Origin of the sequence: Psychrosphaera aestuarii, from assembly GCF_017948405.1 — a bacterium.
In the GTDB taxonomy this organism is placed as follows: Bacteria; Pseudomonadota; Gammaproteobacteria; order Enterobacterales; family Alteromonadaceae; genus Psychrosphaera; species Psychrosphaera aestuarii.
The window spans coordinates 2,414,316-2,436,414 of record NZ_CP072844.1 but is presented as its reverse complement, the minus strand read 5'-3'; the positions used below and the strand labels follow the sequence as shown (position 1 = coordinate 2,436,414).

At 40.5% G+C, this 22,099-nt stretch carries 19 protein-coding genes; 18 read left to right on the top strand and 1 reads right to left on the bottom strand.

Going from position 1 to position 22,099, the window contains the following annotated elements; genetic code table 11:
• Positions 1–293 precede the first annotated feature (293 nt).
• From rpsB to tilS, 18 genes are all read left to right on the top strand, one after another.
• Positions 294–1,016, top strand: a complete 723-nt coding sequence (rpsB, locus tag J9318_RS11105; protein ID WP_210559987.1) for a 30S ribosomal protein S2 — start codon at positions 294–296, stop codon at positions 1,014–1,016.
• A 148-nt stretch (positions 1,017–1,164) separates the two neighbouring features.
• The gene (tsf, locus tag J9318_RS11100; RefSeq protein ID WP_210559986.1) at positions 1,165–2,016 is read left to right on the top strand and encodes a translation elongation factor Ts; all 852 of its coding nucleotides are present in this window, start codon (positions 1,165–1,167) and stop codon (positions 2,014–2,016) included.
• 135 nt (positions 2,017–2,151) lie between these two features.
• Positions 2,152–2,880, top strand: coding sequence for a UMP kinase (pyrH, locus tag J9318_RS11095; protein ID WP_210559985.1), 729 nt, complete (start codon positions 2,152–2,154; stop codon positions 2,878–2,880).
• 25 nt (positions 2,881–2,905) lie between these two features.
• Positions 2,906–3,463 carry a ribosome recycling factor gene (gene frr / locus J9318_RS11090; protein WP_210559984.1) on the top strand — a complete coding sequence of 186 codons (558 nt, stop codon included), beginning with the start codon at positions 2,906–2,908 and terminating at the stop codon, positions 3,461–3,463.
• 77 nt (positions 3,464–3,540) lie between these two features.
• On the top strand, positions 3,541–4,311 hold the full coding sequence (gene uppS, locus J9318_RS11085) for a polyprenyl diphosphate synthase (RefSeq protein WP_210559983.1): 771 nt from the start codon (positions 3,541–3,543) through the stop codon (positions 4,309–4,311).
• 15 nt (positions 4,312–4,326) lie between these two features.
• A complete protein-coding gene (locus J9318_RS11080; protein WP_210559982.1) occupies positions 4,327–5,193 on the top strand; it encodes a phosphatidate cytidylyltransferase in 867 nt (288 codons plus the stop codon).
• Positions 5,194–5,202: 9 nt separating this feature from the next.
• The gene (gene ispC / locus J9318_RS11075) at positions 5,203–6,393 is read left to right on the top strand and encodes a 1-deoxy-D-xylulose-5-phosphate reductoisomerase (RefSeq protein WP_210559981.1); all 1,191 of its coding nucleotides are present in this window, start codon (positions 5,203–5,205) and stop codon (positions 6,391–6,393) included.
• The gene (gene rseP, locus J9318_RS11070; RefSeq protein ID WP_210559980.1) at positions 6,393–7,733 is read left to right on the top strand and encodes a sigma E protease regulator RseP; all 1,341 of its coding nucleotides are present in this window, start codon (positions 6,393–6,395) and stop codon (positions 7,731–7,733) included. Before ispC ends, rseP begins: the two co-directional genes overlap by 1 nt.
• A gap of 40 nt (positions 7,734–7,773) precedes the next feature.
• Positions 7,774–10,248 (top strand): outer membrane protein assembly factor BamA, encoded by a 2,475-nt coding sequence (gene bamA / locus J9318_RS11065; RefSeq protein WP_210562439.1) that lies wholly within the window; start codon positions 7,774–7,776, stop codon positions 10,246–10,248.
• 31 nt (positions 10,249–10,279) lie between these two features.
• Positions 10,280–10,783, top strand: a complete 504-nt coding sequence (locus J9318_RS11060) for an OmpH/Skp family outer membrane protein (protein WP_210559979.1) — start codon at positions 10,280–10,282, stop codon at positions 10,781–10,783.
• Between the two features lie 69 nt (positions 10,784–10,852).
• Positions 10,853–11,899: a UDP-3-O-(3-hydroxymyristoyl)glucosamine N-acyltransferase gene (gene lpxD, locus J9318_RS11055; RefSeq protein WP_210559978.1), complete on the top strand. Its 1,047-nt coding sequence runs from the start codon at positions 10,853–10,855 to the stop codon at positions 11,897–11,899.
• Positions 11,900–11,929: 30 nt separating this feature from the next.
• A complete protein-coding gene (gene fabZ, locus J9318_RS11050; protein WP_210559977.1) occupies positions 11,930–12,394 on the top strand; it encodes a 3-hydroxyacyl-ACP dehydratase FabZ in 465 nt (154 codons plus the stop codon).
• A 29-nt stretch (positions 12,395–12,423) separates the two neighbouring features.
• Complete coding sequence (gene lpxA / locus J9318_RS11045; RefSeq protein WP_210559976.1) at positions 12,424–13,185, top strand: acyl-ACP--UDP-N-acetylglucosamine O-acyltransferase; 762 nt, start codon at positions 12,424–12,426, stop codon at positions 13,183–13,185.
• A gap of 87 nt (positions 13,186–13,272) precedes the next feature.
• Complete coding sequence (lpxB, locus tag J9318_RS11040) at positions 13,273–14,424, top strand: lipid-A-disaccharide synthase (RefSeq protein WP_210559975.1); 1,152 nt, start codon at positions 13,273–13,275, stop codon at positions 14,422–14,424.
• Between the two features lies 1 nt (position 14,425).
• Positions 14,426–15,037 (top strand): ribonuclease HII, encoded by a 612-nt coding sequence (gene rnhB / locus J9318_RS11035; protein WP_210559974.1) that lies wholly within the window; start codon positions 14,426–14,428, stop codon positions 15,035–15,037.
• Positions 15,038–15,108: 71 nt separating this feature from the next.
• The gene (gene dnaE, locus J9318_RS11030; RefSeq protein WP_210559973.1) at positions 15,109–18,627 is read left to right on the top strand and encodes a DNA polymerase III subunit alpha; all 3,519 of its coding nucleotides are present in this window, start codon (positions 15,109–15,111) and stop codon (positions 18,625–18,627) included.
• Positions 18,628–18,680: 53 nt separating this feature from the next.
• A complete protein-coding gene (accA, locus tag J9318_RS11025) occupies positions 18,681–19,637 on the top strand; it encodes an acetyl-CoA carboxylase carboxyl transferase subunit alpha (protein WP_210559972.1) in 957 nt (318 codons plus the stop codon).
• A gap of 91 nt (positions 19,638–19,728) precedes the next feature.
• Complete coding sequence (gene tilS / locus J9318_RS11020) at positions 19,729–21,141, top strand: tRNA lysidine(34) synthetase TilS (RefSeq protein ID WP_210559971.1); 1,413 nt, start codon at positions 19,729–19,731, stop codon at positions 21,139–21,141.
• On the opposite strand, the gene J9318_RS11015 is transcribed toward tilS, so the two are convergent.
• Positions 21,138–22,031 (bottom strand): GGDEF domain-containing protein, encoded by an 894-nt coding sequence (locus tag J9318_RS11015; protein WP_210559970.1) that lies wholly within the window; start codon positions 22,029–22,031, stop codon positions 21,138–21,140. The genes tilS and J9318_RS11015 overlap by 4 nt on opposite strands.
• Positions 22,032–22,099: the final 68 nt, after the last annotated feature.

Sequence of the window (22,099 nt, the reverse complement as noted above, 5' to 3'; positions counted from 1 at the left end):
GAAATCGGTAAAAATGTCAAAAAATGAACAGTTTTTATGTGATTTTGTTGTGTTTCATTAGGGTAATATGGTATAAAGCGCGCCTTATTTTTACAAAGGTTTTTTCAGGTTTTCCTTAAATCATTTTTGTATTAGTAAGAATGTTGTCTTCTTTAGGGACGATAACACTTAACTTTAATTTAAATAACACACATATATCGACACATTCTCCGGGGTGCCAAATTACTGAAAAGTGAAGCGGTCGGATTGGAATGGGATATATGGAGGCCTAACCCCATATAGAGGATTATATAATGGCAAACGTATCTATGCGTGACATGCTACAAGCTGGCGTACACTTTGGTCACCAAACTCGTTACTGGAACCCTAAAATGAAACCTTTCATTTTCGGCGCACGTAACAAAGTTCATATCATCAACTTAGAAAACACTGTTCCTATGTTCAACGAAGCGCTTGATTTCATCAAGTCTGTTTCTGCACGTAAAGGTAAAGTTTTATTTGTTGGTACAAAGCGTGCTGCAAGCGAAGCGATCAAAGAAGCGGCTATTGCTAGCGACCAATACTACGTAAATCACCGTTGGTTAGGTGGTATGTTGACTAACTGGAAAACAGTTCGTCAATCAATCAAGCGTTTAAAAGATTTGGAAGCACAATCTGACGACGGTACTTTTGAAAAGCTAACTAAAAAAGAAGCTTTGATGCGTACTCGTGAGATGGAAAAACTTGAAAAGAGCCTTGGCGGTATCAAGAACATGGGCGGTTTGCCAGACGTTATCTTCATCATCGATGCAGACAACGAGCACATCGCAATTGCTGAAGCAAACAACCTAGGTATTCCTGTTGTTGCTGTTGTTGATACAAACTCTAACCCAGACAACATCGATTTTGTTGTTCCTGGTAACGATGACGCTATCCGCGCTATTCAGTTATACACATCATCTGTAGCTGCAGCGATCAAAGAAGGTCGTTCAAAGAACATCGAAGTTCAAGCTGAAGATTTTGTAGAAGCTGAGTAATAATTGCTGTAACAAATCGTTAATCCCGATTTAATCATTACAACAATTTTTGGGGTCATAATATGGCCCCTTTTCCAAATTATATAAATTAGCGCTTCAAGACTGTTTTGTTTAGAAGCGATAATCATACAAATTAGAGGACAAGACCATGGCAGTAACTGCTGCATTAGTTAAAGAACTTCGTGATCGCACTGGCGCGGGCATGATGGACTGTAAAAAAGCCCTTACTGAAACTAACGGTGATATCGAGCTAGCAATCGAAAACATGCGTAAAAACGGTCAAGCAAAAGCGGCTAAAAAAGCCGGTAACATTGCTGCCGAAGGTACGATCATCATCAAAGAAAACAACGGCGTAGCTGTTTTAGTTGAAGTTAACTGTCAAACAGACTTCGTTGCTAAAGATGCAAGCTTCTTAGCATTCGCTAACTCTGTTGCCGATGCTGCTATTGCTGAAGTAACAACTATCGACGATCTTAAAGCTAAGTTTGAAGAAGAGCGTGTTGCATTAGTTGCTAAAATTGGTGAGAACATGAACGTTCGTCGTCTTCAGTACGTTCAAGGTGCTGCTTTAGCGTCTTACCGTCACGGCGAGAAAATTGGTGTTGTTGTTGCGGGTGAAGGTTCTGCTGAAACTCTTAAGCACGTTGCTATGCACGTTGCAGCAAGCAAGCCAGAATTCGTTAACCCTTCTGACGTTCCAGCTGATGTTGTTGAAAACGAAAAGCGTATTCAAATCGAAATCGCAATGAACGAAGGCAAGCCAGCTGAAATCGCAGAAAAAATGGTTTCTGGTCGTATGAAGAAGTTCACTGGTGAGATTTCTCTTACTGGTCAAGCGTTCATCATGGAACCTAAAAAGTCTGTTGGCGAAATTCTTAAAGAAAAAGGCGCATCAGTTACTTCTTTCGTTCGTTTAGAAGTTGGTGAAGGCATCGAGAAAAAAGAAGAAGATTTTGCTGCTGAAGTAGCTGCACAAATCGAAGCTGCTAAAAACGCTTAATTCGTTAAGCCTTTAAAAGCAATACAAAACCGTAATGGGGCAACCTGTTACGGTTTTTTTGTTTTGTAAAATTATCAAAATTGGCATAGAATACGCCGCAATTTGCACCTCTGTTAAATCATATCGGGAGCCTTAATGAGCACAAAGCCAGTTTTTAGACGCATCTTATTGAAACTTAGCGGGGAAGCCTTAGTTGGTGATGAAGGTTTTGGGATTGACCCAAAAGTTTTGGACCGTATGGCTCAGGAAATTAAAGAACTAGTTGAGCATGATATCCAAGTTGGTGTTGTGTTGGGGGGCGGTAATATTTTTCGAGGTGCGCCTCTAGCAGAAGCCGGTATGAACCGAGTTGTAGGTGACCATATGGGCATGTTAGCAACGGTTATGAATGGTTTGGCAATGCGTGATGCTCTTCACCGAGCTCATGTTAATGCACGACTAATGTCAGCCATTCCTCTTAAGGGAGTGTGTGACGATTACTCGTGGGCAGAAGGCATTAGCTTACTCAAAAGCGGTCGTGTTGTGATATTCTCTGCTGGTACAGGCAACCCATTTTTTACAACTGACTCTGCAGCTTGTTTACGTGGAATCGAAATTGAAGCCGATGTTGTATTAAAAGCGACGAAAGTTGACGGTGTTTATTCGGCAGATCCGGTCAAAGACCCAGAAGCGACCTTATATCGTGAATTAGACTATCAAGATGTAATTGAGCAAGAATTAAAAGTAATGGACCTAGCAGCATTTACTCTAGCTAGAGACCATAATATTCCTATTTGTGTATTCAACATGAATAAGCCTGGCGCACTTCGTCGAGTTATCATGGGTGAAGAAGAAGGCACAATAGTTACCAAATTAAATAAATAATAGAATAACTCGAAGGATATTTACTGTGTTAGATGAAATTCAAAAAGATGCAGCCACTCGCATGGACAAAAGTATTGAGTCTCTTCAGTCTCAATTAAATAAAATTCGCACTGGTCGCGCGCACCCGAGTTTATTAGACGGTATTCAAGTTTCTTATTATGGAGCTGATACGCCGTTAAACCAAGTAGCAAACGTGACTATTGAAGATAACCGCACGTTATCTCTAACTGTGTTTGATAAATCTTTATCGCAAGCAGTAGAGAAAGCAATTATGAAATCAGACTTAGGCTTAAACCCTATGTCTGCAGGCACTGTAATTCGAATCCCATTACCACCACTAACTGAAGAACGTCGTCGTGACCTAGTTAAGGTTGTGAAGGGTGAAGTTGAAGGCGGTCGTGTTGCGGTACGTAATATCCGTCGTGATGCGAATGGCGATATTAAGTCGTTGTTAAAAGACAAAGATATTTCTGAAGATGAAGCTCGCCAATCTGAAGACGCGATTCAAAAGTTGACAGATGCGAAAATGAAAATCATTGATGCAATGTTAGCAACAAAAGAAAAAGAGTTGATGGAAATATAATCCACGGCTCAGAAGTTAAATAAAAACGCCGTTACAGTTAAAGTAAACGGCGTTTTTATTATCAAGCAGGTTTTAAAATGGCAAAAAAAGACGTTGTTGAACAGGTTCTTTCACACTATTCAGGTTCTATCCCACAGCATGTTGGGATTATTATGGATGGGAATGGACGCTGGGCACAACAAAAGGGAATGCCTAGGGTCTATGGACATAAAAAAGGTGTTGACTCAGTCAGAGAAGCCGTCCGTTTTGCGCGAAAAGTTGGCGTTAAATCATTAACCTTGTTCGCTTTTTCCAGTGAAAACTGGAAACGACCTGAGGATGAAGTAAGTGGCTTGATGGAGCTTTTCATGTTAGTGCTTACAAGAGAAGTAAACACGTTACACAAAAACAATGTGAAGTTAAAAATTGTTGGGGATATTTCTGCCTTTAGCGACAAAATCCAACAAAAAGTCGCAAGCGCTCATGAATTGACTGACTCAAACACGGGACTAACTCTAAATGTAGCCGCTAATTATGGTGGGCGCTGGGATATAGTTAATGCGGCAAAAAGTATTGCCAATGATGTTCAGTCAGGTAAATTAGACCCTAATAGTATTGACGAAGCTTTGTTAGGTGATCGAATGTCCCTAGCCGAGCAACCAGAGTTAGACCTACTTATTCGAACCGGTGGAGAGTCACGCGTAAGTAACTTTTTGTTGTGGCAACTCGCTTATGCAGAATTACACTTTACCCCTATTTATTGGCCGGATTTTGATCAACTTAGTTTTGCACAGGCGATAGAAGCTTTTGCAGGCACCGAGCGCCGCTTTGGTCTTACAGGTGAGCAGGTTCAACGTAATGAATTTTAGAATTGGGAAATTAGTTTGTTAAAACAACGCATTATTACGGCAGTTATATTGGCTGCAATTTTATTATCGGCACTATTCACAATGCCGTTCGACTATTTTGCTTGGGCGTCGCTTGCTGTCTTTGGTTACGGTGCCTACGAGTGGAGCAAATTTGCTGAGATTTCACAATTTAAGTATCAACTACTCTACGCAACTGGAGCCGTGATTGCAGGTATAGCCCTCTACGCGGGCGTGCTAGATTTTTCATTATGGACTCTCACAGGACAATTGACCCAGAATAACTACTTATTGATGGTTTTAGCGTGTATTTGGTGGACTATTAGTTCAGTGCTGGTACTTATTTACCCGAGAGGTAATCGAGTCTGGCAACATCAACCAATCGTAAAATCTATATTTGGTTACTTAACGCTAGTACCAGCCTGGATTGCATTATTGACGATTCGGGAATATCACTATCTACTCGATAAAGATAGCGGCGCTTGGTTAGCACTCTTTGTATTTAGTATTGTTTGGTCGGCGGACATCGGTGCCTACTTTGCAGGTAAGAAATTTGGTAGCCATAAGCTTATGCCGAACGTAAGCCCAGGTAAAACTATTGAAGGTTTTGTTGGTGGCATGATAGCGGTTGTCGTATTGTCTCTGATAGTCCTTTGGAACAATAATGTTGATTTTACTGACTGGTTAGCGCTAACAGCATGTTGTGTTGTAATCGGTGTCGTGTCGGCGTTTGGTGACTTAAGTGAAAGTATGCTTAAACGCGATGCGGGAATAAAAGATAGCGGAAATATACTGCCAGGGCACGGTGGTCTGCTAGATCGCATTGACTCTTTGACCGCAGCAATGCCAGTGTTTTTGGTTTTCTTTAGCCACTTCTATTTGTAAGCGAACTTAATGCAATCCGTTACTATACTCGGTGCTACCGGCTCTATAGGTCTGTCTACATTAGATGTGATGTCTCGACATCGCTCTGAATATTCTTTGTATGCTGTAACTGGCAATACTAATGTTGATGGCATGATCGCATTGTGTCAGCAACATCGCCCATCTATCGCCGTTATGGCAAATGAACAAGCCGCAGAAAAATTACAAACAGCAATCCTCAAGTTAGGCCTAGATGTTTCCGTTAGAAGCGGTAAAAAAGCGTTAATCGAAGTTTCTAGTTGCAATGAAGTAGATATAGTCATGGCAGCGATCGTAGGTGGTGCCGGATTAATGCCAACAATGGCTGCTGCGCAATCTGGAAAGCGAATTTGTCTAGCTAACAAAGAAGCACTGGTAATGAGTGGTGAGCTGTTTTTAGATGCTGTTCGAGATAATAACGCTGAATTACTGCCGGTAGATAGCGAGCACAATGCAATTTTTCAATCTCTACCTGTCGAAGTACAACAAGGAGGCGCCTTGGAGTCGGCAGGGGTGGAGAAAATATTATTAACCGGTTCCGGTGGTCCATTCTTAAATACACCTATTTCCGAATTTAAAGATATTACGCCATCGATGGCTGTTGCTCACCCAAACTGGAGTATGGGCGCTAAAATATCAGTAGACTCAGCAACTATGATGAATAAAGGCCTTGAGTTTGTAGAGGCTAGATTGTTATTTAATGCAAGATTTGATCAAATAGAAGTCGTAATTCACCCGCAAAGTATAATTCATTCTATGGTCTCGTACTCAGATGGCTCGGTACTAGCTCAAATGGGCCAACCAGATATGCGGACGCCAATTGCTCATTCATTAGCGTATCCAAATCGAATTAAGTCAGGCGTTGAGCCATTAGATTTTAGTAAATTAGCGGACTTTTCTTTTTGTAAGCCTGATTTCGAGCGTTTCCCTAACCTAAGATTAGCTTTAGAAGCCTCGCAAAAGGGTCAAGGTGCCACGACTGTTTTAAATGCAAGTAATGAAGTCGCTGTGGATGCGTTCTTAAAAGGCAATATTAGATTTACCGACATAGCGACAGTGAACGAGTACTGCTTAACTGAGTTAGGCAGCGCATCACCGACAACGATAGACGATATCCTACAGCTAGACTGCCGAGCTCGGGAATATGCGATAGCTAATATATGTAAAGGTAGTACCTGCTAATGGATATTCTAATTAATATTATAAGCTTTTTAGTCGCGTTAGGTATTTTAGTTTTTGTGCATGAATATGGCCATTACTGGGTTGCTCGACGAAATGGCGTAAGGGTTATTCGTTTTGCTATTGGTTTTGGTAAGCCGATTTATTCGTGGTTTGGCAAAGACGGCACTGAATACGTAATTGGGCTTATTCCACTGGGTGGTTACGTTAGAATGTTAGATGGCAGAGTTGATACTGTCTCGACAGAGCAGCATCACTTAGCTTTTGATAAAAAACATGTATTACAGCGTATTTCAATTGTTGCAGCCGGTCCTCTCGCGAACTTCATCTTTGCAGCAATACTGATTTTTATAATGCTAGTCGTCGGTGTACCTGCGGTAAAGCCGGTAATAGGCGATGTTAAAGAAGGCTCTGCAGCGCAAACAGCCGGGTTGCAAACCAATGACTTAATTACCTCAATTAATAACGAATTAGTAACAGATTGGTCTTCCGTTCAATATAAGTTAATTGATTTGATTGGCAACGAGACAATTCCATTAGTAGTAAAGAGAAATGGTAAAGAATCGCTTATTGAAATAGACACAAAGAGCTGGTCAATTGAAGAAGGCGAGCTCATGTCGTCACTTGGTTTTACGCCTTTTTCACCAGAACCTACATTAACGATTAGCTATATTGACGAGCAAGGAGCAGCTTTTGCTGCCGGCATAATTAAAAATGATACTTTCTTATCAATTAATGGCGAACTATTGAGTTCTTGGCAACAGGCCGTGTCAATAATTACAAACTCTCCAGGGGAATTACTTTCTATCGCAGTAATGCGAGGCAACGAGGTCGTCACGCTTGAGGTCACTCCAAATAACCGTCCGACGGAAGAAGGGTTTTCACGCGGCTATTTAGGCGTCTCGCCAAAGTTTGAAGAATGGCCAAAAGACTATGTATTTACTAATCAATATGCTATTTTGCCCGCCATCAATCAATCTTTTGTGAAAACTTGGGACTTGATAAAACTGACCTTTAATATGATTGGGAAGTTTGTGACTGGCGCTATCGGTCTAGAAAACTTAAGTGGCCCTATTGCTATTGCACAAGGTGCCGGCATAAGTGCCCAAAGCGGTTTTATTTACTTTATAAGTTTTATGGCGCTAATAAGTGTAAATCTTGGCGTAGTCAATTTGTTGCCTTTACCAGTCTTAGACGGTGGGCATTTAATGTATTTTATTATTGAACTTATAAGAGGAAAACCTGTCTCTGAAAGGGTACAGGAACTGGGATTCCGTTTTGGTGCGATTGCACTGATGTTGATTATGGGAATCGCCTTATTTAATGATTTTGGTCGTTTATAGTGCGTTGTAAACGAGCCGTTGTAGTTGTATTGGAATTAAAATAATAATGAAACAAGTCTTAATTGGTATTTTTTTAGTAAGTGCGAGTTGGTTGTCTGTTGCCAATGATGAAAAGTTTGTCATAGAGGACATTCAAGTTAATGGCCTTCAGCGAGTGGCGCTTGGCGCAGCTTTGACTCATGTCCCGTTCACAGTTGGCGATCAGATTTCCGAGTTTTATGTCGCTCAATCTATAAAGCGACTTTATGCTTCGGGCTTTTTTGCAAATATAGAAGCCTTCCGTGATGGTAATAAAATCATATTTAAAGTTACGGAACGTCCGACTATTAGTGAAATTGAGTTTGACGGCAATAGTGATATTAAAGATGATCAATTACAAACAAGCTTGAACGACAGTAATATCAGAGTCGGTGAGTCTTTGGATAAAACTGTTCTTGATACCGTTGAGTCAGGGCTTTTAGACTTTTATCACAGTGTGGGTAAATATAATGCTGTTATTAAAGCAACTGTTACCTACCTTCCTCGTAATAGAGTTAAATTAAAATTTGATTTTGATGAAGGTGATGCAGCCTCGATAAAACAAATCAATATTGTTGGTAATGAAGTTTTTAATGATGAAGAACTGTTAGCTGGTATTGAAAGCAAGCAGAATCTTTCTTGGTGGCAGTTTATGGATAACGACCGTTATCAAAAACAAGCACTTAAAGGTGATATGGAAACGATTCGCGATTATTACCTAGACCGTGGTTATTTGCGTTACAACTTAGATTCAACGCAAGTGTCGGTTGCTCCAGATAAAGAATCTGTCTATGTAACGTTAAACGTATCTGAGGGTGAACCATACACGGTTACTGGATTTGATTTTATTGGTGACCTATTAGGGCAAGAAGAGTTCATTAGAAAGATTGTCCCAATTCGTGAGAACGAGCGATACAACGGGGCGTTAGTTACTTACACAGAAGAAATGATAACTAAGTACCTAGGTCGTTTTGGTTATGCCAATGCTAAAGTAAGTACAATTCCAGAAGCAAATGATGAAACAAAAGAAGTAAAACTGACAATATCTGTAGATCCGGGTAAGCGAGTTTATGTTCGTCGCATCAAGTTTGTAGGTAATTTTTCAACGTCAGATGAAGTATTACGTAGAGAGATGCGTCAATTTGAAGGTGCCACGTTATCGAATAATTTGTTAGAGATGTCGAAAACTCTCTTACAACGCCTCAGATATATTGAAAGTGTAGATTTTGCAATTCAAGAGTTACCAGGTGAAGACGACCAAGTTGATGTTGTATTTAGAATAAAAGAACAAGCGTCAGGTACTTTCCAGGCGGGTATTTCATATGGTGATTACACTGGGCTTGCGTTTAACACATCCATTCAGCAAGAAAACTTTCTTGGCACAGGAAACTCAGTCGGCATTGGCTTGAATACTTGGAAAGCACAGCAAACCATTTCATTGAACTACACTGATAACTACTTTACCGATGATGGTGTTTCTCTTGGTGGACAGATAGCGTATAGCAGTTACGACGCCTCTAAGGTAAACCTAGTGACTTATTCAAGAAAAACAGTTTCTATTGGCCCGACACTTAGCTGGCCTGTTATGGAAAACAACAGAATAAGTGTTGGTTTAGCTTACAAAGATATCGAAATATCATCTTTACAACCTTATGATCAAATTAGACGTTTCGCAGAAGCATATATAGATCCTACAGATCCTGATGCAAAGTTTGATTTTGAAAGTTTTGAAGCCAATATAGGCTGGAGCCGTAATACATTAAACCGAGGTGTATTCCCGTCGGATGGTTCAAGTCAATATTATGGGTTTAAAGCATCTGTACCTGGTTCAGACGTTGAGTACTTTAAGTTTAACTTTGACTCTAAGTTTTACTTCCCTCTAACAGACAACCATAAATGGACGCTACTTGCTCGACTTGAGGCAAACTATGGTAATGGTTACGGTGATCTAAATGGTAATGAACAGACATTGCCGTTTTGGGAAAATATGCAGCAACGTTCAAATGATCTGCGCGGCTTTGAAAGTAATACCATCGGTCCAAAAGGCATCCAACGTATTCCACAAACTATTAGTGGCGGGCCAAATACGATAGGCGGTGTTAACAGTATTATAGTTGGTTCAGAAAATGATGCTATACAACCTACATTTCGTGCTACTGGTGGTAATGCATCAGTATTTGGTGGTATTGAGTTAATTACACCAACGCCATTCTTATCTGATGATTTTGCTAACTCAGTTAGAACGTCAGTATTTATTGATGCAGGTAATGTTTGGGATACTGAGTTTGATATTAGTGAATACGATAACTTAGCTGCAGATCAAAGAGCAAAGATAGTTGATTATTCGGATGCAGGTCGTTATCGTGTATCGGCAGGTATAAGTCTTCAATGGTTGTCTCCGATGGGACCTTTAGTGTTTACATGGTCAAAGCCACTTAAAGAATATGAAGAAGACGAACATGAAGTATTTAGTTTTAATATCGGAACGACCTTTTAGGGAAAACAGTTCTTTAATTTTGGAGTAGAAAATGACATTAGCAAAAAAAATCTTAGCCTTAACAACAGGTATCTTATTTTCGGTTACAGCTTGGGCTGAATCGATAGCAGTAGTAGACGTGCAAAAAGTTGTAGCACAGTTACCGCAAATGGCGGCTATGCAACAACAATTGCAACAAGAGTTTGCTGGTGCAGCTGAAGAAGTTGAAAAACTAAAAAGCGACATCCAATTTAATATGGAAAAGTTTCAGCGTGAATCAATGACAATGAGCCAAGAACAACAAGATAAACTGCGTTCAGACATTGAAACTATGCAACAGTCGTATCAAGCTAAAGCTCAACCGTTGCAAGAAAACATTCGTCGTCGTCAAGCTGAAGAGCGTAACAAAATAATGGCAATCATTAAGACAGCCGTTGATGAAGTTGCTGCTGAGAAAAAGATCGATGTGGTATTCCAAGCGCAATCAGTAGCGTTTGTTGCGCCTGAGAAAGACATTTCTCAACTTGTAATCGAAAAAGCAAGTAAAGTTAAGTAAAATCATATTACTATAGTGAAGCCCACTTTAGTCTCTAAGGTGGGCTTTTTTGTGTCTGGAGCAATATAAATGAAATATACACTTAAAGAATTAGCAGCATGGGTAGCTAATGAGTCTGGAATAGAAGTTTCCATAAAAGGTAACGCAGACTTGGTAATTCATAGAATCGCTACCATAGAGGGAGCTTCAGGCAGTGATATTACGTTCCTTGCAAATAAAAAGTACGCAAAACATTTAACAACGTCTCAAGCTGGGTGTGTGATTTTAGCACCAGATATGGTTGATAGCTGGAGCAAAGATGCACTTGTAATGGAAAACCCTTACGTGGGTTTTGCACTTATCGCACAAAAGCTTGATACCACACCTCAACAAATCAAAACTATCGCCCCGTCCGCAATAATTGGTGAAACCGCAACTATCGGATGTAATGTGGCTATTGGTGCCAATGTAGTCATCGAAGATGGTGCTGAAATTGGAGATGATGTACAGATCGGAGCAGGTTGCTTCATTGGACAGGGTACAATACTTGGAGCAGGCACAAGATTATGGCCAAACGTAACTGTTTATCATAACGTCACTTTTGGCTCCAAATGCATGGTTCAAGGAAATTCAGTCATCGGAGCCGACGGTTTTGGCTACGCACCTCTTCAAGAAAACAACAATCAAAAGTGGATTAAAATTCCGCAATTAGGCGGAGTAAGTATTGGTGATGGTACAGAAATTGGCGCAAATACTACAATTGATCGCGGCGCTATCGCGGATACTAAAATTGGTAAAGGCGTTATTCTCGATAATCAAATTCAAATTGGGCATAATGTGGAGATTGGGGATTACACGGCGATAGCCGCTGGTACTTTAATCGCAGGAAGCACAAAAGTTGGTCATAACGTAACGATAGGCGGTGGCGTTGGTATAGCGGGTCATCTTAATATATGCGATCGAGCGTTTATAACTGGCCGAACTTTTGTAATTAACGATATAATGGAGCCAGGTGTATATTCATCAGGGATGCCTGCAACAACAAATAAAGAGTGGCGCAATAACGCGGCACGCTATAGAAAATTGACTGAACTATTTTCACGGGTTAAAACCCTAGAAAAACAAATACAAAAATAGTTCTGATTGCAGCTTGTAAGGAGACATATTTTGTCTGAGCAATTAAATACATTTGAAATCGAAGAAATAATGTCATATCTGCCGCATAGATACCCTATGTTGCTTATTGATCGTGTTATTGACTATAAAGTTGGTGAAACACTCCACGCTATTAAAAACGTGAGTATTAACGAGCCAATTTTTACTGGTCATTTTCCTGGGAAACCAGTATTTCCTGGCGTATTGATTTTAGAAGCGATGGCCCAGGCTACAGGCTTACTAGGTTTTAAGACGATTGAAGCTCAGAAAGGCGAAGTAGATCCAAATGAACTATATTTATTTGCAGCAATAGACAATGCTCGTTTTAAGCACCCAGTGACGCCAGGCGATCAAATTCACTTTCACGTGAAGTTTATCAAAGAACGTCGTGGTATATGGAAGTTCTCAGGTGAAGCTTTAGTAGATGGAAAATTAGCGGCTAGCGCAGAAATCATGTGTGCTCGTCGTGTCCTTTAATTTAACAACGATATAAAAGAGATTTTGATTTGATACACGAAACTGCAATCATTTCTAAAAGCGCAATATTAGGCAAAAATGTAAGCGTCGGGGCTTATTCTATCATTGGTGATGATGTGGTTATTGGTGACAATACCGTGATTCATAGCCACGTTGTAGTTAAAGGCCCAAGTGTTATTGGGAAAAATAATGAAATTTTTCAGTTTTCATCGGTAGGTGAAGATTGCCAAGACAAAAAGTATGCTGGCGAACCAACTCGGCTTGAAATTGGCGATAATAATATTATTCGTGAAAATGTCACTATCCATCGTGGCACAATTCAAGATCAAAGCCTGACTAAAATTGGTAGCAATAATTTGTTTATGGCTTATACCCATGTCGCTCACGACTGCGTTATCGGTGACAACGTAATATTTGCAAACAACGCAAGTGTTGCCGGACATGTGCATGTTGGTGATTGGGCTATTTTAGGTGGTATGGTTGGCGTGCATCAATTTGTTCACATTGGCGCACATAGTTTTATCGGGCTAAATAGTATTGTGGTAAAAGATGTGCCTCCGTATTTACTTGCAGCCGGTAATGGTGCTGAGCCGAAAGGTTTGAATAGTGAAGGACTGAAGCGTAGAGGTTTTAGTTCAGAGCAAATCAGTGCAATAAAGGCTGCGTATCGTACAACCTATCGAAAAGGCTTGAGCGTTGCAGATGCCTTGTCTAGTATAGACTCATCAGATCCTGCCGTAGAGTTATTTACTTCATTTATAAAAAACTCATCAAGAGGCATTATTCGTTAAGCCACGTTACTGACCTAGAATCTAAAAGTAACCATTTTATTGCTAGGGCATGCGTACGGATGATAGACGTATAAAAGAAAGAGAGTTATGTCGACACTAAAAATAGGCATAGTAGCTGGGGAACACTCCGGCGATTTATTGGGCGCTGACTTAATGTCGGCGCTTTCTGATCTTGCCAAACAACAAAATAAGACCATCGAATTTCGAGGCGTAGCTGGTCCCAAGATGATTACACTGGGGGCACATAGCTATTTTGATATGGAAGAGCTCTCTGTGATGGGAGTGGTTGAAATACTTAAGCGCTTGCCTAGATTGCTTAAAAAACGCAAGCAGTTAATAAAAGACCTTGCCGCTTGGCAACCTGACGTCGTAATAGGTATCGATGCCCCAGAGTTTAATTTAGGCATGGAGCTAGAGTTAAAAAAATTGGGATTTAAAACCATTCATTACGTAAGTCCATCGGTTTGGGCTTGGCGCCAATCTCGAGTAAAAAAAATCAAGAAAGCGGTGGATAAGGTATTGGCCTTGTTGCCATTTGAAAAAGCCTTTTATGATAAACATGGTGTGCCGTGCGATTTTGTTGGTCATACACTTGCCGACCAAATTCCAGTTGAGAGTCAAAAGGCCGAATGTAGAACAAAACTAGGATTAGCGGCAGATGACAAAGTATTAGCTGTTCTGCCTGGCAGTCGCGGTTCAGAAATTAAATTCTTATTACAGCCGTTTTTAGCAGCCGCGAGTCAATTGAAACAAGACTTTCCGGAATTAACCATTCTAGTGCCAGCGGTGAACGATTACAGAGCTAAGCAAATTCAAGCTGAAATAGATACACGGTTCCCAGAACTGAATATAACCGTATCTATCGGTAATGCTCGCGAAGTAATGGGGGCAGCGGATGTGGTGTTGTTAGCATCTGGTACAGCGACGTTAGAGACTATGTTAATGAAGACACCTATGGTTACGGCCTACAAGGTGAGTTGGCTAAGTTATGAAATATTTAAACGCTTAATTAAAACCCCATTTTTTACGCTACCAAACTTACTAGCACAAAAACAAATCGTTGCTGAGCTGATTCAAGAAGAAGCGTCAGTTAACAATATAGTCTCTCACATAAAGCCGATGCTGGAAGTTCCGCAGACAGAAATGATAGAGCAGTTTACTCAGTTGCATATAGATATAAAACGAGATGCTAGTGCTAAAGCGGCTCGTTCAATTTGGCAAGTATTAGAGGATCAGTAATATGTCGGTTATCTTTAATGCACAAAACTATCAACGCCCAAACGTTGTCTTAATTGCCGGTGTTGATGAAGTTGGTCGTGGGCCTTTAGTTGGTGATGTAGTAACAGCCGCGGTAATTTTAGATCCAAGCAAGCCTATTGAAGGTCTTACAGATTCGAAAAAGCTATCAGAGAAGAAGCGAAATGCATTAGCAGAGATTATCAAGCGAGATGCGCTAGCGTGGTCAATTGGGCGTGCCGATCCAAGTGAAATTGACGAATTAAATATACTGCATGCCACCATGTTAGCAATGCAAAGAGCGGTCGCTAGACTCGATATTCAACCAGAGCATGTATTAATTGATGGAAATCGTGTTCCTAACTTACCAATGGCTGGAAATGCGGTCGTTAAAGGTGATGCCTTGGTTCCTGAGATTTCGGCAGCGTCAATAATAGCAAAAGTTGCTCGAGATCAAGAAATGGACGAGTTAGATCAGATTCACCCAGAATATGGCTTTGCTAAGCATAAAGGTTATCCAACAAAATTACACTTTGAAATGCTTGCCAAATTCGGTCCAACACCGCACCATAGGAAAAGTTTTAAGCCAGTGCAAAAAGCGCTAGGTCTAAGTTAATAGCTAGCAGTGTGCTAAGCCTTATGTCGCCCGTGTTTCAGTAAAATTACCATATAAGATTACTATAATTTATGTCAGAACCGTCAAACTTGCCTATTACGTCCAATCAAGATCCGAGATTTGTACATTTACGTGTCCATAGTGATTTCTCCATGATGGACGGTTTAGCCAAAGTAAAAGTGATCCTTGCAAGAGCTGCTGAGCAATCTATGCCGGCGATTGCGCTAACGGATCAGATGAACCTGTGTGGTCTCGTTAAGTTTTATGAAGGCGCCCACGGCAAAGGCATAAAGCCGATTATTGGCGTCGACGTGTGGGTAAAGCGTGAAGACGATGAACCATTATTTAGATTGACGCTATTGGCGAAAAATAATGACGGTTATAAAAACATAACCACGTTAATCTCAAAAGCTTACTTAAGAGGCTCTCTGCTCGGTAAAGTCGCGATAGACAAAGAGTGGCTCATAGAGCACAAAGAGGGTGTCATTATTTTATCGGGTGCAACGGCTGGTGACATTGCCTACGCACTGAGCAAGCACAACAAAAAACTACTCTCCTCGGTACTTGATTTTTACGTTGAACATTTTGCGGATCATTTTTATATAGAGTTGACGCGTACAGGGCGGCCGAATGAGGCCATGTATGTTGAGCAAGCGCTTGATTTAGCAGAGCAAGCAAACTTGCCTGTCGTCGCCACGAATGAAGCGGTATTCATGGATGCGAGTGACTTTGAGGCACACGAAGTTCGTGTTTGCATCAACCAAAAGCGTACGATTGATGATAAAAACCGACCTAAAGATTACAGCTCTGAACAATATCTAAAATCAGAACAAGAAATGTGTGAGTTGTTTGCTGATGTGCCTTCGGCGTTACAAAACTCCGTTGAGATTGCTAAGCGGTGCAATGTAACTGTCCAATTAGGTACTTACTTCCTGCCAGAGTGTCCTACCGATGGTATGACAGAGGCGGACTTCTTAGTAAAACTTTCAGAAGATGGCCTCGAAGAACGACTAGAGTTTTTATTTCCAGATGAACAAGAAAGAGCGGTAAAACGAGTCGAGTATGATGAACGATTAGAGATAGAGCTGAAAGTTATTAACCAAATGGGATTTCCCGGTTACTTTCTAATTGTTGCTGAGTTTATTCAGTGGAGTAAAGATAATAATATTCCAGTTGGTCCGGGCCGTGGTTCTGGTGCCGGTTCATTGGTGGCTTATGCGTTAAAAATTACTGACCTTGACCCTCTTGAATTTGCGTTACTCTTTGAGCGATTTTTGAACCCAGAACGTGTTTCCATGCCGGATTTTGATATCGATTTCTGTATGGATAGGCGCGACGAAGTTATCGACCACGTTGCTGAGCTTTATGGCCGAGACGCAGTATCACAGATCATTACATTTGGTACTTTGGCTGCCAAAGCCGTTATTCAGTCTGTAGGTCGTGTCCTTGGTCAGCCATTTGGTTTTTTCGATCGAATCTCAAAACTAGTCCCAGGCGATCCTGGTATTACGTTAGAAAAGGCATTTAAAGCCGAGCCTCAGTTAGAGCAACTGTACAATCAAGACGAAGAAGTTCGCGAGCTGATTGATATGGCCCGAAAGCTTGAGGGTGTGACTCGAGGTGCTGGTAAACACGCAGGTGGCGTTGTAATCGCACCGACTAAAATCACCGACTTTGCACCGCTATATTGTGACGATGAAGGTAAAAACCCTGTTACGCAGTTTGACAAAAATGATGTTGAGACTGCAGGGCTCGTTAAATTCGACTTTTTAGGGTTAAGAACACTTACTATATTGCAATGGGCCATTGATATGGCCAATAGCCGTATTGATGATCCAGAGCAACACGTTGATATTGCCTCTATAGATATGGCTGACGCAGCTAGTTTTAGAATGTTGATGAATGCTGAAACGACGGCTGTATTCCAGCTAGAATCTTCAGGAATGAAAAGTCTAATCAAAAAGCTCCAACCTGACTGCTTTGAAGATATTATCGCACTAGTTGCTTTATTTAGACCGGGCCCACTGGACTCGGGCATGGTAGATAACTTTATTGAGCGTAAACACGGTCGAGAAGAGGTCGCTTATCCGGATCATGAATATCAGCATGAATGCCTCAAAGAAATCTTAGAGCCAACCTACGGCATTATTTTATATCAAGAACAAGTCATGCAGATCGCCCAGGAAATGGCAGGTTACTCGTTAGGCGGCGCTGACTTGTTACGTCGTGCGATGGGTAAGAAAAAGCCTGAAGAGATGGAAAAGCAACGCTCATCATTTGCGGAAGGTTCAAAGAACAATAACATCGACCCAGAATTGGCGATGAAAATCTTTGACTTAGTAGAAAAGTTTGCTGGCTACGGATTTAACAAGTCTCACTCAGCAGCATATGCGTTAGTTTCCTACCAAACTCTATGGATGAAGTGCCATTATCCATCAGAATTTATGGCGGCAGTAATGTCTGCAGATATGGATAACACGGATAAGATTGTTACTTTGGTCGATGAATGCGATCGCATGAAGCTAACTATTGAGCCGCCAGATGTTAATTCAGGCTCATATAAGTTTACCGTAAATGACGAAGGACATATCGTCTATGGCATCGGCGCAATAAAAGGCGTAGGGGAAGGGCCTGTTGAAGCCATTTTGGAAGCTCGTAATGAAGGTGGTAAGTTCACTGACTTATTTGATTTTTGTGCTCGAGTTGACGTGAAGCGAATAAACAAGCGTGTAATGGAAAAGCTTGTTTTAGCCGGAGCACTTGATCAACTTGGACCAGAACCACATACTCAAGAGAATAGAGCCATTATTATGGCCTCCCTTGAAGATGCGATGAAGGCAGCCACGCAACATGCCAAAAATGCAGATTTAGGGCAGTCGGACTTATTCGGCTTGTTCGCTACAGAGCATGAAGAGGTAAAGCCACAATTTAAAGAAGCAACCTTATGGCCTGATGCAATTTGGTTGCAGGGTGAAAAAGATACGTTAGGACTATTTTTAACGGGTCACCCAATAAATGCCTATCGAAAAGAGTTAAGGCATTACACAAAGCTAAAACTATCGGAAGTCGAACCCACTCGCCGTGATCAAACTGTCACTGTTTGTGGATTAATTATAGACATGAGAGTGCTAGTTAATAAAAAGGGAAACCAATGGGCCTTGGTCACATTGGATGACAAAAGTGGACGATTAGACTTCAGATTATTCCCAGAACAGTTTGAACAATTCAAAGATTTACTGCAAAGTGGTGAAATTGTAGTCGTTTCTGGACAGGTCAGCTTTGATAATTACAGTGACGGCAATACAATGACCGGGCGTGATGTTATGTCATTGACTATGGCAAGAGAAAAATTTGTTCGAAACATTAAATTAAATGTTGCAGGAGAGGCACAAGCGACAAGCCTTAAACAACATTTAAAACGAATTTTATTGCCATACAAAGACGGAACAACACCAATACGAATTGGCTATCAAAATGAATTGGCAAGTGCCGAATTGGAGCTAGGAACAGCATGGCGGGTTACACCCGATGAGCAGTTGTTTATAGACATCAACGAGAACTTGGCTATTGAGCCTAAATTAGAATTCTAATTATTCATGCTTTGAATCATGGATAGAAAATTAAAGTAAATACTGGTGGAACAATGAGTCTCAATTATCTTGAGTTTGAACAACCGATTGCAGAACTAGAAGCAAAAATTAATGAGCTACAAAACGTTAATCGTGGTGGTGAATTAGATTTAGGACTAGAGCAAGAAATTTCAAATCTAAAAGACAAAAACCGTGAATTAACTGAGAAAATTTTTGGCAACTTAGGGGCGTGGCAAGTTGCGCAAATCGCAAGACACCCTTTACGCCCTTATACAAAAGATTACATTGAACGTATTTTTACTGAATTTGATGAGTTAGCTGGTGATAGAACCTACGCAAACGATTTAGCGATTGTTGGTGGCATCGCAAGATTGGACGATGAGCCAGTCATGGTTATAGGTCAGCAAAAAGGTCGTGATACGGCTGAAAAAATCAAACGTAACTTTGGTATGCCAAAACCGGAAGGGTACCGTAAAGCACTGCGCTTAATGGAGATGGCAGAGCGTTTTAATATGCCAATTATTACCTTTATTGATACACCAGGAGCATACCCTGGCATTGGTGCAGAAGAACGCGGTCAAAGTGAAGCAATTGCTCGTAATCTAAAAGTAATGTCAGGATTAAAAGTACCAGTTGTTTGTACTGTTATTGGCGAAGGTGGTTCTGGTGGAGCTTTAGCGATAGGTGTTGGCGATAGAGTTAATATGTTGCAATACTCTACGTATTCCGTTATTTCGCCAGAAGGTTGTGCTTCTATTTTATGGAAGAGCGCGGCTAAAGCGCCTGAAGCAGCTGAAGCTATGGGTATTACTGCAACTAAGATCAAAGAGTTAGACTTAATTGATAATATCGTGAAAGAGCCGTTAGGCGGCGCTCACCGCGATATGGATAAGATGGCGGCTAATTTAAAGCAACGTATAAAGCAAGATCTAACAGACTTAAAAACCCTATCGAAAGAAGAGTTACTCGATAAGCGTTATAATCGTTTAATGGCGTTTGGCTATTTATAAATAAAAAATTATCGTATTATTAAGCCGTCAACATGATGGCTTTTTTTATGCCTAAATTTTAATGTAATGCACCATACAAGACCCTAATTAAATGAAACAAACAAGCACCTCTATGACTTCACCTGATGCAAAAGAGCTGTATCGGTTTATTAAGTTAAACCATTTACAGATTGATCAACTCGGTAATTGCAGTAATTTTGTAGTGGCACTAAGTGGCGGATTAGACTCCATGGTGATGTTACGGTTAATGTTGGAATTACGTTATCAGTATGATATTCAATTTAGTGCTATTCACGTTCATCATGGTTTGAGTATTAATGCAGATGATTGGCAACGCAGTGTCGAAAAGTATTGCGAGATAAACCAAATTCCATTGCAATCACATAAATTGTCTATAGAAAAAGCACCTCAACGTTCACTAGAGCAAATTGCTAGAGACGCTCGTTATGCACTTTTTGCCGAGGCACTGCCATCGAACACGTTAGTGTTTACAGGACACCATTTACAAGATCAAACGGAAACCTTTTTTCTCAGATTAGCAAGAGGTTCTGGTAGCAAAGGCTTGGCTTCTATGACTGCAATTAGTGATTTACCTAATCATCAGGGCAAACGCAAACAAATAAAACTTGTTCGTCCTTTGTTATCGTTATCAAAGGGACAGTTACAGAGTTATGCGCAGTCACAATTTCTTGAGTGGATTGAAGATGAAAGTAATCAAGATACTCATTTTGATCGCAATTACATTCGCCATGAACTCACTCCAGTTCTAGAAAAACGCTGGCCTAAAATAGGCTCATCCATCAAAACTTCCACCGAATTGCTATCTAAAGAAAATGAATTACTTGGAATTTACCTTAGTGAAGAACTAGCGCAATTACTTGAACCTGGAGTATATGGCTTTGAGGCACTAAATTTAGAAAAGTGGGAAAAATTACAAACACTTAAGCAAGCTGAGCTGATTCGTGTTTTTATCAAACATAGAACGAGTCGTGCGCCATCAAGAAACGTTTTAGCGGAAGTAATGTCTAATGTTATCGCGAGTAAAGATGATAGTCAGCCGAAAGTCGTTATGTCGGACTTCACCATAAGAAGATTTAAAAATAAGCTATATTGTGAACAAATTGAACAGGCGCCATTACCTCAATTAATGTCTTGTTCACCCAGCAACATCAGCGGAAATAGCTCTGTAGTTCACTCTCATTTTGTATTTCCAGAGGGTAGTTTGTATCAAAATAAAAGAATTGAAATTAAACTGCACAACAGTATCACGTTAAATGAGTCAAATACCCTAGTTGTTAGGTGGGGTCAGGTTGGCGATAAAATACAGCCTAACCAGTCTTCTGGAAACAAAAAAGTCAGTGAGCTACTAAAACAACTGGGCTGTCCAGCTTGGTTGAGAAGTCGTGTACCGCTGTTATATTTGAATGATGAGTTGGTGTCAGTCATTGGTTATGCGATTGCGTATCCATTTCAATCGCATATTGAGCTTGATTTTTCGCGTTAAGCAAATTCTACGCGGTTTTTACCCGCCGTTTTTGCTTGATATAACGCTTTGTCTGCGCGAGCAAATAAACTAGCTTCAGTGTCACCGTCTTTATAATATGAGCAACCTATACTAACGCTGACATCATACTTTTTGACGACAGGTGAAGCAGTTAACGTATCTAGTAAGCGCTTTGTGACTACCGATGCTGAGTTATGATTATCATGCTCTAGGATAATAGCAAATTCATCACCACCAAATCGAAAGAACTGGTCAGTTCCTCTCAAACAATCATTTGTTAAAGCAACAAATTGAATGAGTAAATCATCGCCAATCTGATGGCCGTATTGATCGTTAACTTGTTTAAAGTTATCTAAATCCAGAACTAACAATGCAAAAGGTTGCTGGTGACGCTTAGCTTGTAACAAAGCTCTGCCAATACCATCGTTATAACTAGCTCGGTTTCCAATACCAGTTAATGAGTCTTGCAATGCAAGTTGTTGCAATTGCCAGAACGCCAATGCATTACGTAATGGAAAAACTAAGCGCTTTTGAAAATTACTTAGTGACGACAAAAAGATGTCAGTAATCGGCTTTTGCGAGTAGTAAATTACTCTACCCATTAACTGGTCATGAATACGAATAGGTAATGAAAGCCTTTCATTATCATCGCTTGCATTTCCAGCCTCAAATTTTCCATGGTAGGTTTCTAATTCAATACCAGTAATTTTAAAGCTATTTGATAAGGCATGCAGAAATATAGACAGTTGCTGCGAAATATCTAGCGTCGTTTGTAACTGCTCTACCAGTGAAACCTGATCACCGTATGAGGTATTGTAGCCTGACCAATTCGTCAATAAGGCAGCATTTGAGTCAGGGTTAATAACGTCTAAATGACTAATATAATCCACTGATGCCTCCGTAAATAAATAATAAAAATGTAAACCTGACTGGTATAAGCGAAAGTCGTGCCACTTAT